At 67.6% G+C, this 15125-nt stretch carries 19 protein-coding genes; 9 read left to right on the top strand and 10 right to left on the bottom strand.

Annotated elements, in window-relative coordinates; all coding sequences use genetic code 11:
* Window positions 1-18 precede the first annotated feature (18 nt).
* Both BM345_RS27795 and BM345_RS27800 read left to right on the top strand, forming a co-directional pair.
* Entirely contained in the window at window positions 19-543 is a 525-nt protein-coding gene (locus BM345_RS27795; protein WP_093386589.1) for a gamma carbonic anhydrase family protein, read from the top strand.
* Window positions 544-574: 31 nt separating this feature from the next.
* Entirely contained in the window at window positions 575-1576 is a 1002-nt protein-coding gene (locus tag BM345_RS27800) for an Hsp33 family molecular chaperone HslO (RefSeq protein ID WP_093386591.1), read from the top strand.
* Between the two features lie 13 nt (window positions 1577-1589).
* On the opposite strand, the gene BM345_RS30320 is transcribed toward BM345_RS27800, so the two are convergent.
* The 6 genes from BM345_RS30320 to BM345_RS27830 form a co-directional block, all read right to left on the bottom strand.
* Entirely contained in the window at window positions 1590-2015 is a 426-nt protein-coding gene (locus BM345_RS30320; protein ID WP_093386594.1) for a hypothetical protein, read from the bottom strand.
* Between the two features lie 39 nt (window positions 2016-2054).
* Window positions 2055-2330: a septum formation initiator family protein gene (locus BM345_RS27810; RefSeq protein ID WP_093386596.1), complete on the bottom strand. Its 276-nt coding sequence runs from the start codon at window positions 2328-2330 to the stop codon at window positions 2055-2057.
* 32 nt (window positions 2331-2362) lie between these two features.
* Window positions 2363-3649: a phosphopyruvate hydratase gene (eno, locus tag BM345_RS27815; protein WP_093386599.1), complete on the bottom strand. Its 1287-nt coding sequence runs from the start codon at window positions 3647-3649 to the stop codon at window positions 2363-2365.
* A gap of 75 nt (window positions 3650-3724) precedes the next feature.
* The gene (locus tag BM345_RS27820) at window positions 3725-4015 is read right to left on the bottom strand and encodes a DUF1330 domain-containing protein (RefSeq protein WP_093386601.1); all 291 of its coding nucleotides are present in this window, start codon (window positions 4013-4015) and stop codon (window positions 3725-3727) included.
* Window positions 4016-4028: 13 nt separating this feature from the next.
* The gene (gene kdsA / locus BM345_RS27825) at window positions 4029-4886 is read right to left on the bottom strand and encodes a 3-deoxy-8-phosphooctulonate synthase (protein WP_093386604.1); all 858 of its coding nucleotides are present in this window, start codon (window positions 4884-4886) and stop codon (window positions 4029-4031) included.
* A gap of 34 nt (window positions 4887-4920) precedes the next feature.
* Window positions 4921-6591, bottom strand: a complete 1671-nt coding sequence (locus BM345_RS27830; RefSeq protein WP_093386606.1) for a CTP synthase — start codon at window positions 6589-6591, stop codon at window positions 4921-4923.
* 128 nt (window positions 6592-6719) lie between these two features.
* On the opposite strand from BM345_RS27830, the gene coaBC reads away from it, so the two are divergent.
* The 4 genes from coaBC to BM345_RS27850 all read left to right on the top strand — a co-directional run bounded on the left by coaBC (window position 6720) and on the right by BM345_RS27850 (window position 9405).
* On the top strand, window positions 6720-7946 hold the full coding sequence (gene coaBC, locus BM345_RS27835) for a bifunctional phosphopantothenoylcysteine decarboxylase/phosphopantothenate--cysteine ligase CoaBC (protein ID WP_093386609.1): 1227 nt from the start codon (window positions 6720-6722) through the stop codon (window positions 7944-7946).
* A gap of 3 nt (window positions 7947-7949) precedes the next feature.
* Window positions 7950-8300 carry a hypothetical protein gene (locus BM345_RS27840; RefSeq protein WP_093386611.1) on the top strand — a complete coding sequence of 117 codons (351 nt, stop codon included), beginning with the start codon at window positions 7950-7952 and terminating at the stop codon, window positions 8298-8300.
* Window positions 8297-8743 (top strand): dUTP diphosphatase, encoded by a 447-nt coding sequence (dut, locus tag BM345_RS27845; RefSeq protein ID WP_093386614.1) that lies wholly within the window; start codon window positions 8297-8299, stop codon window positions 8741-8743. Before BM345_RS27840 ends, dut begins: the two co-directional genes overlap by 4 nt.
* 149 nt (window positions 8744-8892) lie before the next feature.
* A complete protein-coding gene (locus BM345_RS27850) occupies window positions 8893-9405 on the top strand; it encodes an outer membrane lipoprotein (protein WP_093386664.1) in 513 nt (170 codons plus the stop codon).
* Between the two features lie 63 nt (window positions 9406-9468).
* On the opposite strand, the gene BM345_RS27855 is transcribed toward BM345_RS27850, so the two are convergent.
* Window positions 9469-9993, bottom strand: a complete 525-nt coding sequence (locus BM345_RS27855) for an FKBP-type peptidyl-prolyl cis-trans isomerase (protein ID WP_093386617.1) — start codon at window positions 9991-9993, stop codon at window positions 9469-9471.
* Window positions 9994-10009: 16 nt separating this feature from the next.
* Between BM345_RS27855 and BM345_RS27860 the strand changes: the two genes are divergently transcribed.
* The 3 genes from BM345_RS27860 to BM345_RS27870 all read left to right on the top strand — a co-directional run bounded on the left by BM345_RS27860 (window position 10010) and on the right by BM345_RS27870 (window position 12057).
* Window positions 10010-11161, top strand: coding sequence for a JmjC domain-containing protein (locus BM345_RS27860; protein WP_093386619.1), 1152 nt, complete (start codon window positions 10010-10012; stop codon window positions 11159-11161).
* A complete protein-coding gene (locus BM345_RS27865; RefSeq protein WP_093386622.1) occupies window positions 11151-11663 on the top strand; it encodes a hypothetical protein in 513 nt (170 codons plus the stop codon). Before BM345_RS27860 ends, BM345_RS27865 begins: the two co-directional genes overlap by 11 nt.
* A 103-nt stretch (window positions 11664-11766) precedes the next feature.
* The gene (locus BM345_RS27870) at window positions 11767-12057 is read left to right on the top strand and encodes a hypothetical protein (protein ID WP_093386624.1); all 291 of its coding nucleotides are present in this window, start codon (window positions 11767-11769) and stop codon (window positions 12055-12057) included.
* A gap of 83 nt (window positions 12058-12140) precedes the next feature.
* Here the strand turns inward: BM345_RS27870 and BM345_RS27875 are convergent, their stop codons facing one another.
* The 3 genes from BM345_RS27875 to dapA all read right to left on the bottom strand — a co-directional run bounded on the left by BM345_RS27875 (window position 12141) and on the right by dapA (window position 15074).
* Window positions 12141-12917 (bottom strand): MBL fold metallo-hydrolase, encoded by a 777-nt coding sequence (locus tag BM345_RS27875; protein ID WP_093386627.1) that lies wholly within the window; start codon window positions 12915-12917, stop codon window positions 12141-12143.
* 59 nt (window positions 12918-12976) lie between these two features.
* On the bottom strand, window positions 12977-14071 hold the full coding sequence (bamC, locus tag BM345_RS27880; protein ID WP_093386629.1) for an outer membrane protein assembly factor BamC: 1095 nt from the start codon (window positions 14069-14071) through the stop codon (window positions 12977-12979).
* Between the two features lie 109 nt (window positions 14072-14180).
* Entirely contained in the window at window positions 14181-15074 is an 894-nt protein-coding gene (gene dapA, locus BM345_RS27885) for a 4-hydroxy-tetrahydrodipicolinate synthase (RefSeq protein ID WP_302847598.1), read from the bottom strand.
* Window positions 15075-15125: the final 51 nt, after the last annotated feature.

Here is a 15125-nt window from a genome sequence, read left to right on the forward strand (position 1 = left end):
TTTCGAGGGGAATCTGCAATGGCCTTGTATGAACTGGACGGCGTGGCGCCTAAGCTGGCGGACGGCGCCTGGGTGGCGGACAGCGCGCAACTCATCGGCAACGTGATCCTGGGCGAGAACGCCAGCGTCTGGTTCGGCACCGTCGCGCGCGGCGACAACGAGCCCATCACCATCGGCCGCAACACCAACGTGCAGGACATGTCGGCCCTTCACTCGGACTCGGGCGTGCCGCTTACGCTGGGCGAGAACGTCACGGTGGGCCACATGGTCATGCTGCACGGCTGCACCATCGGTGACAACACGCTGATCGGCATCGGCGCGGTGGTCTTGAACAATGCCCGCATCGGCCGCAACTGCATCGTCGGTGCCGGCAGCGTGGTGACCGAGGGCAAGGAGTTTCCGGACAACTCCCTCATCATCGGCGCGCCGGCCAAGGTGGTGCGCACGCTGGACGAGGCCTCGGCCGCGAAGCTGCGCGCCAATGCACAGCACTACGTCCACAACAGCGAGCGCTTCCGCAAGGGCCTGAAGAAGGTCGGCTGAAGAAGTGCCAGACCACCCCGAGGATTCCCGCGTGAGCGAACTCCACAAATTCCTGTTCGAAGGCCTGCCGGTGCGCGGCATGGTCGTTCGCCTGACCGACGCCTGGCAGGAAATCCTGGCGCGCCGCGCCTCCAACACCACCACCGGCCCCTATCCGGCGCCCGTGGCCGAGCTGCTGGGCGAGATGACGGCCGCCGCTGCGCTCATGCAGGCCAACATCAAGTTCAAGGGCTCGCTGATCCTGCAGGTCTTCGGCGATGGCCCGGTGAAGGTCGTCGTGGCCGAAGCCAAGCCCGACATGAGCCTGCGCTCCACCGCCACGGTGACCGGCGAGATAGCGCCCGACGCGCGCCTGCCGCAGATGGTGAACCTGCACGGGCGCGGCCGCTGCGCGATCACGCTGGAGCCCGCCGAGCGCGTGCCGGGCCAGCAGCCCTACCAGGGCGTGGTGCCGCTGGCCGATGCGCATGGCAAGCCGCTGCGACAGCTCAACGAGGTGCTGCAGCAGTACATGCTGCAAAGCGAGCAGCTGGACACCACGCTGGTGCTGGCGGCCGACGACAAGGTGGCCGCTGGCCTCTTGATCCAGCGCCTGCCCACCAAGGGCGAGGCCAACCTGGCGGGCGACCCCGGGGCGGCGGTGCAGGGCATCTCGCTGGAGGACCGCATGGGCCACAACGAGGACTACAACCGCATCTCCATCCTGGCCAGCAGCCTCACGCGTGACGAGTTGCTAAGCCTGGACGTGGACACCATCCTGCGGCGCCTGTTCTGGGAAGAGAAGCTGCTGCGCTTCGAACCCCAGGTGGGCATGCTGGGCCCGCGTTTTCGCTGCACCTGCAGCCGCGAGCGCGTGGCGGGCATGATCCGCGGCCTGGGCGTGCAGGAGGCCGAGGAGATCCTGGCCGAGCGCGGCGACATCGAGGTGGGCTGCGACTTCTGCGGCAAGCAGTACCGCTTCGATGCGGTGGACGCGGCGCAGATCTTCACCGCGGCCAAGGACCAGTTGCCGGGTAGCCCGACGGTCCAGTAAGACCGCCGGTCGCTCAGCCGGCCTCGCGCCGGCCCTGAACCAGGTCCTGGAACAGGCGGTGCTCGCAGCCGGGATCGGAGCACTTGTCGCAGCTCCACGTCCAGCGGGCACTCGTGCCGACCGGCTCGTTCTCGGGTTGCTGCCCCAGCAGCGGCTGGACGAGCCGCCAGGCGCCATCGAACTGCGCCTTCTCGTCGCCGTGAAGCACCGAGAAGCCGATGCCGGCTGCAGCAAGCCGATCACGCCACCGCATGTCTTCCTGCTCGCCGGCCGCATCACGCGGCGCGAGCAGCAGCACCAGGGCAGGGGCCTTCAGGTCGGCGAGGTCCTCGACCACCTGCGCGTCGAAGTCCGTGCCCAGCAGCCGCGGCGTCAGGTCGCGCAGCAGCGCATGGCGACCGCTGCGGACGGCGCCAAGCAATGCGATCTGCGAAGACATCGGGGAAGAATGAAAAAAAGCGCCCGGCGGGCGCTTTGCTCAGCGGGTGATCTGGACGTACACCTCGTTGGGCTTGACCATGCCCAGCTCGGCACGGGCCCGCTCCTCGACCATCTCCAGGCCTTCCTGCAGGTCGCGCACTTCGGACTCCAGCCGCTCGTTGGCTTGCGAGGCGCGCGTGTTGGCCTCGTTGAGCTTGGCCAGGGCCTCCTTCTGGCGCGCCACGTCGGGAATGCTGCCGCGCCCGCTCCACAGTTGAAACTGCAGGGCGAGCAAGAGCAGGACCAGGATGATCGGAACGATGCGCGAGCGCATGACGGCCGGCGTGGGGTCTCAGCCGGTTGCGTTCAGCGCAGGTTGTAGAAGGCTGCGCGGCCGGGGTAGCTGGCCACGTCGCCCAGGTCTTCCTCGATGCGCAGCAGCTGGTTGTACTTGGCCATGCGGTCCGAGCGCGACAGCGAGCCGGTCTTGATCTGGCCAGCGTTGGTGCCCACCGCGATGTCGGCGATGGTGGAGTCCTCGGTCTCGCCCGAGCGGTGCGAGATCACGGCGGTGTAACCGGCGCGCTTGGCCATCTCGATGGCGGCGAAGGTCTCGGTCAGGGTGCCGATCTGGTTGATCTTGATCAGGATCGAGTTGGCGATGCCCTTGTCGATGCCTTCCTTCAGGATCTTGGTGTTGGTGACGAACAGGTCGTCGCCCACCAGCTGCACCTTCTTGGCGAGGCGATCGGTGAGCAGCTTCCAGCCGTCCCAGTCGCCTTCGTGCATGCCGTCCTCGATGCTGATGATCGGGTACTTGTCGCACCAGGTAGCCAGCATGTCGGTCCACTGGGCGGCTTCCAGCTGCAGGCCGCCTTCGCCGGCCAAGACGTACTTGCCGTCCTTGTAGAACTCGCTGGCGGCGCAGTCCAGGCCAAGGGCGATCTGCTCGCCGGCCACGTAGCCGGCCTTGTCGATGGCTTCCAGGATCAGCTGGATGGCCGCCTCGTGGCTCTCGACGTTGGGGGCGAAGCCGCCTTCGTCGCCCACGGCGGTGGGCATGCCGCGGCTGTCGATGATCTTCTTGAGCGAGTGGAACACCTCGGCGCCGTAGCGCAGCGCCTCGCGGAAGGTGGGGGCGCCCACCGGGATGATCATGAACTCCTGCAGGTCCAGGCTGTTGTTGGCATGCGCGCCGCCGTTGATGACGTTCATCATCGGCACCGGCATCTGCATGCCGCCCATGCCGCCGAAGTAGCGGTACAGCGGCAGGCCCGATTCCTCGGCCGCGGCGCGGGCCACGGCCATCGACACGGCCAGCATCGAGTTGGCGCCCAGGCGGCTCTTGTTGTCGGTGCCGTCCAGGTCGCACAGCGTGCGGTCCAGGAAGGCCTGCTCGGAAGCGTCCAGGCCCAGCACCGATTCGGAGATCTCGGTGTTGATGTGCTCGACCGCCTTCAGCACGCCCTTGCCCAGGTAGCGGCTCTTGTCGCCGTCGCGCAGCTCGATGGCCTCGCGCGAGCCGGTCGACGCGCCCGAGGGCACGGCCGCGCGGCCCATGGTGCCCGACTCGAGCAGCACGTCGCATTCGACGGTGGGATTGCCGCGGCTGTCGAGGATTTCACGGCCGACGATGTCTACGATTGCGCTCATGGTCTCTTGCTTTGATGAGGGGATGACAGTGTGGAGGGGAAAGGGGTGGCGGTTATACGCGCAGGCCGATGAGGCTCAGAGCCCTTCGACCGCGATCATGCGCATGACCGCCGCACCGGCGCGGGCCTCGCGTGCCTTGTGGTATTCGGGCGTCTCGTAGAAAGCCTTGGCCTTCTCGAAGCTGGGGAACTTGAGCACCACGATGCGCGAGGGCGTCCAGTCGCCCTCCAGCACCGCCACCTGGCCGCCGCGCGCGCACACCTCGGCGCCGTGGGCCTGCATGGCCACCGAGGACCACTTCTTGTATTCCTCGTACTGGGTCGGGTTGGTGACTTCGACGTGGGCGATGACGTAGCCGCTGCTCATGGTGCGTGTTCCTTCAGGCTTGGAAATTGGTCTCGAGGAAAGGCGTCTTCTTGGTGATGCGGTCCAGGGCGACCAGCGTTTCCAGCAGCGCCTTCATGTGCTTGAGCGGCACCGCGTTGGGGCCGTCCGACAGCGCCTTGTTGGGGTCCGGGTGCGTTTCCATGAACAGCCCCGAGATGCCCACCGCCACCGCGGCGCGCGAGAGCACCGGCACCATCTCGCGCTGGCCGCCCGAGCTGGTGCCCTGGCCGCCGGGCAACTGCACCGAGTGGGTGGCGTCGAACACCACCGGGGCGCCGGTCTCGCGCATGATGGCCAGGCTGCGCATGTCGCTCACCAGGTTGTTGTAGCCGAAGCTGGCGCCGCGCTCGCAGGCCATGAAGCTGTCTTCGGGCAGGCCCTTCTCGCGCGCGGCGTCGCGGGCCTTGTCGATGACGTTCTTCATCTCGTGGGGCGACAGGAACTGGCCCTTCTTGATGTTCACCGGCTTGCCCGACTGCGCCGCGGCGCGGATGAAGTCGGTCTGGCGGCACAGGAAGGCGGGCGTCTGCAAAACGTCGACGAACTTGGCCGCCTCGGTGATGTCGTCCTCGTTGTGCACGTCGGTGAGCACCGGCAGGCCCAGCTCGCGCTTGACCTTGGCCAGGATGTCCAGGCCCTTCTCGCGGCCGGGGCCGCGAAAGCTCGAGCCCGAGCTGCGGTTGGCCTTGTCGAAGCTGCTCTTGAAGATGAAGGGGATGCCCAGCGAGGACGTGATTTCCTTCAGCGTGCCGGCGGTGTCCATCTGCAGCTGCTCGGACTCCACCACGCAGGGGCCGGCGATCAGGAAGAAGGGCTTGTCCAGCCCGATGTCGAATCCGGTAAGTTTCATGGGGTCTCCGCAGTAAGCGCCCGGGCGGCCTGGATCAGGCCACCACCTTCAGCGAGGTCTTCTCCACGCCCTGGTGCACCAGCGCCGCCTCGACGAAGGCGTTGAACAGCGGGTGGCCGCTCCAGGGGGTGGACTTGAACTCGGGGTGGAACTGCACGCCCATGTACCAGGGGTGCTGGGCCTTGGGCAGCTCGACGATCTCGGTGAGCTGCTCGCGCTGCGTCAGGGCCGAGATCACCAGTCCGGCCTTGCGCAGCTGGTCCAGGTAGTTCACGTTGGCCTCGTAGCGGTGGCGGTGGCGCTCGGTGACCACGTCGCCGTAGATGCTGTGGGCCAGGGTGCCGGGCTGCACGTCGGAGCTCTGCGCGCCCAGGCGCATGGTGCCGCCCAGGTCGGACTGCTCATTGCGCACCTTGATGCTGCCGTCCGCGTCCTTCCACTCGGTGATGAGGGCGATGACGGGCACGGGCGTGCTGGGGTCGAACTCGGTGCTGTTGGCTTCCTTCAGGCCCGCCACGTTGCGGGCGTACTCGATGGTCGCGACCTGCATGCCCAGGCAGATGCCCAGGTAGGGGATCTTGTTCTCGCGGGCGAAGCGGGCCGAGCAGATCTTGCCTTCCACGCCGCGCTGGCCGAAGCCGCCGGGCACCAGGATGGCGTCGTACTTGGCCAGGCGCGAGACGTTGTCGGGCTCGATGGTCTCGGAGTCGATGTAGTCGATCTTCACGCGGGCATGGTTCTTCATGCCGGCATGGCGCAGCGCCTCGTTCAGCGACTTGTAGCTGTCGGACAGGTCGACGTACTTGCCCACCATGGCGATGGTGACCTCGTGCTGCGGATGCTCCACCTCGTGCACCAGGTCGTCCCAGCGCTGCAGCTTGGCCGGCGGCGTGTTGATGCGCAGCTTGTCGCAGATGAGGCCGTCCAGCCCCTGCTCGTGCAGCATGCGGGGCACCTTGTAGATGGTGTCCACGTCCCACATGGAGATCACGCCCCACTCGGGCACGTTGGAGAACAGCGAGATCTTCGAGCGTTCGTCTTCCGGAATGGGCCGGTCGGCGCGGCACAGCAGCGCATCGGCCTGAATACCGATTTCGCGCAGCTTCTGCGCAGTGTGCTGGGTGGGCTTGGTCTTGAGCTCGCCCGCGGCGGCGATCCAGGGCACGTAGCTCAGGTGCACGAAGGCGGCCTGGTTGGGGCCCATGCGCAGGCTCATCTGGCGCACGGCTTCGAGGAAGGGCAGGGACTCGATGTCGCCCACCGTTCCGCCGATCTCGACGATGGCCACGTCCACTTCATGATCGGTGCCGATGCCGGCGCCGCGCTTGACGTATTCCTGGATCTCGTTGGTGATGTGCGGGATCACCTGCACCGTCTTGCCCAGGTAGTCGCCGCGGCGTTCCTTCTCCAGCACCGACTTGTAGATCTGGCCAGTGGTGAAGTTGTTGGCCTTGCGCATGCGCGTCGTGATGAAGCGCTCGTAGTGACCCAGGTCCAGGTCGGTTTCGGCCCCATCGTCGGTGACGAACACTTCGCCGTGCTGGAACGGCGACATCGTGCCCGGGTCGACGTTGATGTAGGGGTCGAGCTTGATGAGGGTGACTTGGAGGCCGCGCGATTCGAGGAGCGCGGCGAGCGAGGCGGAGGCGATTCCCTTGCCGAGGGAAGACACCACACCGCCGGTAACGAAGACGAATTTGGTCATGCCAGTACCGAATGCGGGATTCGGGCAGTGGGAAATTCGAATTATAGGGGAGGGTCCCCTGCCGCCTTGGGACGCGGGCCAAATACCGGGGCGCGGCGTGGGCCTGCCCTCATTACACTTGCGACCCTATGCAAGATCTTGCCGGCAAACACATCGTCCTGGGCCTTACGGGCGGCATCGCCTGCTACAAGTCGGCCGAGCTGTGCCGGCTGATGATCAAGGCGGGCGCCACGGTGCAGGTGGTGATGACGGAGTCGGCCACCCAGTTCATGACGCCGGTGACCATGCAGGCCCTGTCGGGCCGACCGGTCTACGTCTCGCAGTGGGACGGGCGCGAGCCCAACAACATGCCGCACATCAACCTGAGCCGCGAGGCCGATGCGATCGTGCTGGCGCCCTGCAGCGCCGACTTCATCGCGCGCCTGGTGCAGGGGCGCTCCGACGAGCTGCTGAGCCTCATGTGCCTGGCCCGCCCCATCGGCCGCGTGCCCCTGTTGCTGGCCCCGGCCATGAACCGCGAGATGTGGTCGCACCCCGCCACGCTGCGCAACCTGGCGCAGGTGCAGGCCGACGGTGCCATCGCCCTGGGCGTGGGCAGCGGCGACCAGGCCTGCGGCGAGACCGGCGACGGCCGCATGCTGGAGCCGGCCGAGTTGATGGAAGACATCGTGGCCCACTTCCAGCCCAAGGTGCTGGCGGGCCAGCACGTGCTGGTGACGGCCGGCCCAACCTTCGAGGCCCTGGACCCGATCCGCGGCATCACCAACCATTCCTCCGGCAAGATGGGCTTCGCCATTGCCCGCGCCGCGCGCGAGGCCGGCGCGCGCGTCACCCTGGTGGCCGGGCCGGTGCACCTGCCCACGCCGCGCGGCGTGGACCGCATCGACGTGCAGTCCGCGCAGCAGATGCTGGCCGCCTCGCAGGCCTCGGCGCAGGACGCGACCGTGTTCGTGGCCACCGCGGCCGTGGCCGACTGGCGCCCGGCCAGCCACAGCCAGCAGAAGATCAAGAAGGACGGCAGCGGCAAGACGCCCGTGCTCAACTTCGTCGAGAACCCCGACATCCTGCTCGCCCTGGCGCAGGGCGAGCGCGCGAAGAGCGGCAAGCTCTATTGCGTGGGCTTCGCCGCCGAGAGCGAGAACCTGGTGGAGCACGCCAAGGCCAAGCGCGAGCGCAAGGGCATTCCGCTGCTGGTGGGCAACATCGGCCCGCTCACCTTCGGCCAGGACCACAACAGCCTGCTGCTGGTGGACCCGACCGGCGTGCGCGAACTGCCGCGTGCCGCAAAGCAGGTGCTGGCCCGCGAGCTGATCGCCGAGATCGCGGCCCGCCTGCCGGGCTGGAAGCCGGCCTGAGCCATGGCCCATCCCTGGGACACCCCGCCCAAGGGCGACTTCGCGGCCTACGTGGAGCGCCTCTCGGCCCAGTCGGCGCAGCGCAGCCTGGTGGCGCAGCGCGCGGCGCGGCAAGGCAGCCAACAGCTTCCGGATGATCATTTCGGCAGGCCCGAGTCCGATTCACCCGTGTTCGGCGGTGTGAACGACCCGGGCTCGGCCGATCAGGCGCGCGCCCTGTCCATCCCGCCCGGACTGCAAGTCCCGGGCGAGCATCCGCTGGCGCGCGGACTGCGCCAGATCATGAAGAAGCTCGAAGACAACCTTCAAGACATCGCACAGAAGCAGAAGCAGCAACAGCAGAAGATCAAATGAGAATCGACGTCAAAGTCCTCGACCCCCGCATGGCCGACCAGCTGCCTGCCTACGCCACCCCCGGCAGCGCCGGCCTGGACCTGCGCGCCTGCCTGGATGCTCCCATCACCCTGGAGCCCAACGGCTGGCAGCTGGTGGGCACCGGCATCGCCATCCACCTGGCCGACCCCGGCTACGCCGCGCTGATCCTTCCGCGCTCGGGCCTGGGCCACAAGCACGGCATCGTGCTGGGCAACCTGGTGGGCCTGATCGACTCCGACTACCAGGGCGAGCTGAAGATCAGCGCCTGGAACCGCAGCGACGTGCCCTTCGTGCTGCAGCCCATGGAGCGGCTGGCCCAACTGGTCATCGTCCCGGTGGTGCAGGCGAAGTTCAACCTGGTGGCCGAGTTCCCGCCCAGCGAGCGCGGGGAGGGCGGCTACGGCTCCACCGGCAAGCACTGAGCCAGAGCGGGACTGACCCTGAAGTCGTCTGTTTCTGACAGGTAAAGGCGGGAACCTGCCCTTGCCGCTGTGCTCGAATCATGCAGAAGATGCGTTATGTCATCAACGATGAGCAAACGTGCCATCTGAAGACGAGGAGCCCCTACATCATGAACAACACGCTCAAACGATTCGGCCAGGTCGGCCGCCTTGGCCTGGGTGCCGCCGCGCTCGCCGCGCTGACGGCCTGCGTGGCCCCGGCCCCCTACTACCAGACCAGTTCCTATCCCTACCAGCCCGCGCCTTACCCCGTGGCTGCAGCGCCGGCCCCCCACGTGAGTTATGGCCGCGTGGTCAACATCGAGGTGATGCAGAGCCAGACCTCCGGTTCGCAGCAAAGCGCCGTGGGCGCGGTCACCGGTGGTGTGCTGGGCGGCGTGCTGGGCCACCAGGTGGGTGGCGGCAGCGGCAAGGCCGCAGCCACCGTGCTGGGCGTGGTGGGCGGTGCCCTGCTGGGCAACGCGATCGAATCCAATGCCCGCGCGCCGCAGGTCTACCAGAACTACCGCGTCTCGATCCAGACCGAGAACGGCAACTACCGCGCCTTCGACGTGCAGAACCCGGGCGACCTTCGGGTGGGCGACCGCGTGCGCATCGACGGCAACCAGATCTCGCGCGTCTGAGCGGCCGGACGGCATCAATTAAAAAGCCGGGCAGTGCCCGGCTTTTTCGTGCCCGAGTCGAGCTCAGTGCAGCGTGCCGTTGCCCGGCGACGCGGGCTGCACCTTGAAGAAGCCGGTGCCCGCGCTGCCGCTGCCGATCTCGTCCTCGGTAGCCTCGCGCACGGATTCCACCTTGAGCTCGATGCGAAGGGCGATGCCGGCCAGCGGATGGTTGCCGTCCAGCACCACGTGCTCCGGGTAGATCTCGGTCACGGTGTAGAGCAGGTCCTTGGGCATGCCATCGCTGTGGCCCTTGGGCAGCGCGGCGCCGTCGAAGGTCATGCCTTCTTCCAGTTCCGTAGGGAAGATGGTGCGCGGCTCGAGGAACACGCGCTCCTCGTCGTAGTCGCCGAAGGCTTCCTCCGGCTCGATGTGAAGTTGCAGCGTGGCGCCCGGGCCGTGGCCCTGCAGCGCGGCTTCGATGGGCTTGAGCAGGTCGTCGCCGCCCACCAGGAACTCGACCGGCTCATCGAGCTCGTCGAGCAGTTCGCCCAGCGTGTCCTTGAGCTTCCAGGTCAGCGCGACCACGCATTGTTCAGTGATTTCCATAAGCGAGAATTCTCCCATGGACATCCAATCGCCACTGGCGCTGCTGGGCAATATCAGCCCGCAGCAATTCATGCGCCGCTACTGGCAGAAAAAGCCCCTTCTGGTCCGCGGCGCCGTGCCCGACATGGTGCCACCGATCGCGCGTGCCGAACTGTTCGACCTTGCTGGCCAGGAGGGTGTCGAGTCGCGCCTGATCCAGCACGGCGCCAAGGGCTGGACGCTGCGCCAGGGCCCCTTCGGCCGGCGCGCATTGCCGCCCGCCACGCGGCCCGGGTGGACGCTGCTGGTGCAGGGCGTGGACCTGCACCACGCCGGCATCCACGCGCTGCTGCGGCAGTTCCGCTTCCTCCCGGATGCGCGCCTGGACGACCTGATGATCAGCTACGCCAGCGACCAGGGCGGTGTGGGCCCGCACTTCGACAGCTACGACGTGTTCCTGCTGCAGGCGGCGGGCAGGCGCCGCTGGTCCATCGGGCGGCAGCGCGACATGCGGCTGCAGGAAGGCGTGCCGCTGAAGATCCTGGAGAACTTCGAGCCCGAGCAGAGCTTCGTGCTGGAGCCCGGCGACATGCTCTACCTGCCGCCGCGCTATGCGCACGACGGGGTTGCCGAAGGCGGCGACTGCATGACCTATTCCATCGGCCTGCGCTCGCCCGCCAAGCGCCACCTGGGCGCCGACCTGCTCGCGCGCGTGGCCGAGGCACATGCGGAAGAGCTGGAGCACGCGTCGCCGACTTCTGCATCGCACACGCACTACCGTGATCCGACGCAAGGCGCCGTCACCGCACCCGCCGCCATGCCCGAAGCCCTGCAGGCTTTCGCGCGCGAGGCCGTCGCGCTGGCGCTGCGCGAGCCCGACGCCATCGAGCGCGCGCTGGGCGAATCGATGACCGAGCCCAAGGCCAACGTGTGGTTCGACGACGACGCGCATGTGCCCGACGAGCCCTGGCAGCGCGTGGCCCTGGACCGGCGCACGCGCATGCTCTACGACGCACGCCACATCTACATCAACGGCGAGAGCTTTCGCGCGGGCGGGCGGGACGCCACCCTGATGCGCCGTCTCGCGGACCGGCGCGAGCTTCAAGCCACAGACCTGCGCGGCGCGAGCAAGGATGCGATCGAGCTGATGCGCGACTGGTGCGACGCGGGGTGGGCCCATGCCGAATGAAGCATCGGGCATCAATGCCGCAGTGCTTCCCTCCGGCCCATTCGCGGGGCCCGACGAATTCGCGCAGCTGATCAGGACTGCCCTTGATGCCGCAGCGCGTGAAGGCTGGCGCGAGTGGACCTGGAGCGACCCCGATTTCGTCGACTGGCCCTTGGGCGAGCGCGTGGTGGCCGATGCCATGCAGCAGTGGTCCTCCGCAGGCCGCCGTCTCACGCTGCTGGCCGAGCGCTACGACGTGTTCGAGCGCCATCACGCACGCTTCGTCCACTGGAGGCGCATGTGGGGCCACATCGTCGATGCGCGCGTGTGCCGCGGTGCCGGCCTGCCCACGGTGCCCAGCGCGATCTGGACGCCTACCTGGGCACTGCGGCGCCTGGATGTTGAGCGCTGCCGTGGCCACGCGGGTACCGATGCCATGAGTCGCCGAGCCTTGCGCGAGCAGCTCGACGAGTGCCTGCGCAGCAGCCGCGAAGGCTTTCCGATCACCACGCTGGGCTTGTAGGCCAAGGCCGCAAACACCGTTTGATACACGCCTGAAGCGGCTTGCGGGCAGGGTGCGGGTCTAGAATTTTTTCGTGTTCCCGACTCGCATTCAAGGAGCTTTCATGAACAAGTCCGCCTGGCTCATCGCCTCACTGATCGGCGCCGCTGCACTCACTGCCTGCAACAAGCAGGAAGCCGCGACGCCGGCGACGAGCACGACCACGCCACCTGCTGCTGTCACACCTGCACCCGCACCGCCGCCTGTCGTGGCGCCTTCGCCCGCAGCGCCTGCTGCAACGCCGGGCACGCCCGCACCCGACTCGCAGGCCGCGCTCGACGAAGCGAACAAGGCCGTCGAGGCCGCACGCAAGGCGGCGGCTGACGCGGCCGCCAACGCACCGCCGAAGCAATAGCTCGCAGACTGCTGGCGTTCGACGCCTCAAACAAAAAGCCGCCCTCGGGCGGCTTTTTGCTTCCGGGGCGCGCGCCTGCGCGACTAGACGTCCAGCCAGGGCGTGCCCTCGGCCGCGTTGGCCGTGAGCATCTCGTCCGCATGGGCACCCAGCACCTGCGCCATCGCCTGGCGGACGATGTCGGGCCGGTTGTTCTGCTCGCTCAGGTGCGCGGCCACCAGATGCCGGATGGCGCCGTGGCACAGCGCGGCCGCGATGCCCGCTGCTGCGTCGTTCGACAGGTGTCCCCACTTGCCGCCCACGCGCTGCTTGAGAAAGGGCGGATAACTCGACACCCCCAGCAGGTCCACGTCGTGGTTGAACTCCAGCAGCAGCGAATCGAGCCCGCCCAATTGGGCAAGCACATGTGGCGTGGCATGGCCCAGGTCGGTGAGCACACCCAGGTGGCGCGCACCGTCGGTGCAGCGCAGCTGCAGCGGCTCGCGTGCGTCGTGCGGCACGGTGAAGGGCCTGACCTGCATGTCGCCGACGGCAATGGCTTCGCCGTCGCGCGCGAAGTTCAGGCGCCCCTCGTAGTCGCGCGCGCCGCTGGCCATCCAGGTGCCTTCGCTCATCCACACGGCGGTGCCGTGGCGGCGTGAGAAGGCATGCGCGCAACCGATGTGGTCGCCGTGCTCGTGGGTGATGAAGAGGGCGTCGATGTCCGTGGCTGCCAGCCCTGCGCGTTCGAGGCGCGCCTCGAGGTGGCGCAGCCCGAAGCCGCAATCCACCAGCACGCGGCTGGTGGTGTGGCCGTTGCCGGCCTCGATCAGCGTGGCGTTGCCGCTGCTGCCGCTGCCGAGGCTTCGAAATCGCAGCATCGGCTAGGGCCTGTTCACGCTGTGCAGGAGGATCGCCTTGCCCGTCAACGGGCAGGCTCTCACTTCATGTCGTCGGCAATGACCTGGACGATCTTCTTCGCGCTTTCGCTGTTGTCGGGCGCGCCGGCTTCGTTGAGCACGCTCACCGTGCTCAGGTCGCCCTGGCTCTTGACCTGCACACGCAGCTTCAACGGCTTGAGGTCCTTGCCGGCCTGGCCGAAGGTGATCAGCTTGGCCCAGGTGCCCGGCTCCTTGCGGTCCGGCGGCACGTAGCGCACGAAGTAGGTGCCGGCGGCGCGGTCGCGGTCTTCCACGGTGAAGCCGGTGCGGTCCAGCGTCAGGCCGACACGGCGCCAGGCGCGGTCGAAGTTCTCGTTGATGCGCACGGTGGGCATGCCGTTGCCGTCGGTGCTGACCGTGGCGCGTTGCGAAGCCGGGGCGCCGCCCGCGGCGACCAGCGCCTTGGACTGCTCCTGCGACACGCCCAGCTTGACCATCAGGCGGCGCAGGAATTCGGTTTCGAGTTCGGGGTCGGCCGGGCGCGGCTGCCAGATGGTCTGGTCCTTGGCGCTGTTGGAGTAGACCTCGGTCATGCCGCGGTGGCTCACGAAGATCTCGGTGCTGCCGCCGCTTTGCTCCAGGCGCGTGCGGAAACGGTCCAGTTCGCCGGTGGAATACACCGAGTCGACCAATTTGCCCAGCGTGCCGCGGATGATGTCCTGCGGCAGCTTGGCACGGTTCTCGGCCCAGTCGGTTTCCATGATGCCGATGTTGCGCTGGTCGGTGGTCAGCAGGAAGCCGTTCTCCTGCCAGAAGTCGCGGATCGAATCCCAGATCTGGTCGGGCGCGCGGTTGACCACCAGCCAGCGCTGCGTGCCGTTGCGCTCCAGGCGCACGTCGCCGATGGCGTTGACGGCCGTGGGCGCGCTGGGCGCGTTGGTCATGCCGGCCTGCATCGCGTTGGCGGACACCGCACCCCCGGGGATGGCGTAGCGGTTGTCGCGGGTCAGCTGGGTGAGGTCGGGCGGTACTTCCAGCGTCGGCACCTTGCCGGCGCTCTTGTAGTCGATCTTGTCGCTCTCGAACACGGAGCAGGCTGCAAGGCTGGCGGCAAGGGCCAGCAACGCGAGGCGCGAAAGAGTTTTCAAGGTCATCTTCCTGATTGGGGGTGGGCGCTTCAGCGCTCTAGGAGGCCGGTCTTGGCGGGGCGCGGGGGCCTTGGCTTGCCGGCTTGCTGCAGAGTCAGAAGGCGACTTGGTTGGATCAATCCTTGAGCAGGCCGCTCTGGCGCAGAGCGGCTTCAACCACGGGGCGGGCCCCTTCGGACAATTCGGTCAGGGGCAGGCGCATGGCGCCGCCGCACAGGCCGAGACGGGACATGGCCCACTTCACGGGAATCGGATTGGGCTCCACGAACAGATGCCGGTGCAGCGGCAGAAGTTCCATCTGGATCTGCATGGCGCGCCGCGCATCGCCGGCGATGGCCGCCACGCACAGCTCGTGCATCTTGCGCGGCGCCACGTTGGCCGTGACGCTGATGTTGCCCTGGCCGCCGCACAGCATGAGCGCCACGGCGGTCGGGTCGTCGCCCGAATAGACGGCGAAATTCTTCGGCACATCGCGGATGAGCCACTGGGCCCGCTCGATGTTGCCGGTGGCTTCCTTGATGCCGACGATGCCGGACACCTTGGCGAGGCGGACCACGGTGTCGTGCGCCATGTCTGCCACGGTGCGGCCGGGCACGTTGTACAGCACGATGGGCAGGTCGCCCACGGCTTCGGCGATGGCCTTGAAGTGCTGGAACTGGCCCTCTTGCGTGGGCTTGTTGTAGTAGGGAACGACCTGCAGCTGCGAGTCGGCGCCCACGCCCTTGGCGTACTTGGCCAGCTCGATGGCTTCCTTGGTGGAGTTGGCACCGCAGCCCGCCATGACGGGCACGCGCCCCTTGGCCTGCTCGACCGAGACGCGGATGATCTCGCAATGCTCCTCGACATCGACCGTGGGCGACTCGCCCGTGGTGCCGACCACGCCGAGGCAGTCGGTGCCTTCTTCGATGTGCCAGTCGATCAGGCGGCGCAGGGCCGGGTAGTCGACGCTGCCGTCTTCATGCATCGGCGTCACGAGCGCGACGATGCTGCCAGTCAGTTGCTGCTGCAAGGGGGTGTCTCTTTAGGACGAAAAGACCACATTCTACCGGGGCCGGACCCC

The organism is Variovorax sp. OV329 (genome assembly GCF_900114785.1).
Taxonomy (GTDB): domain Bacteria; phylum Pseudomonadota; class Gammaproteobacteria; order Burkholderiales; family Burkholderiaceae_C; genus Variovorax.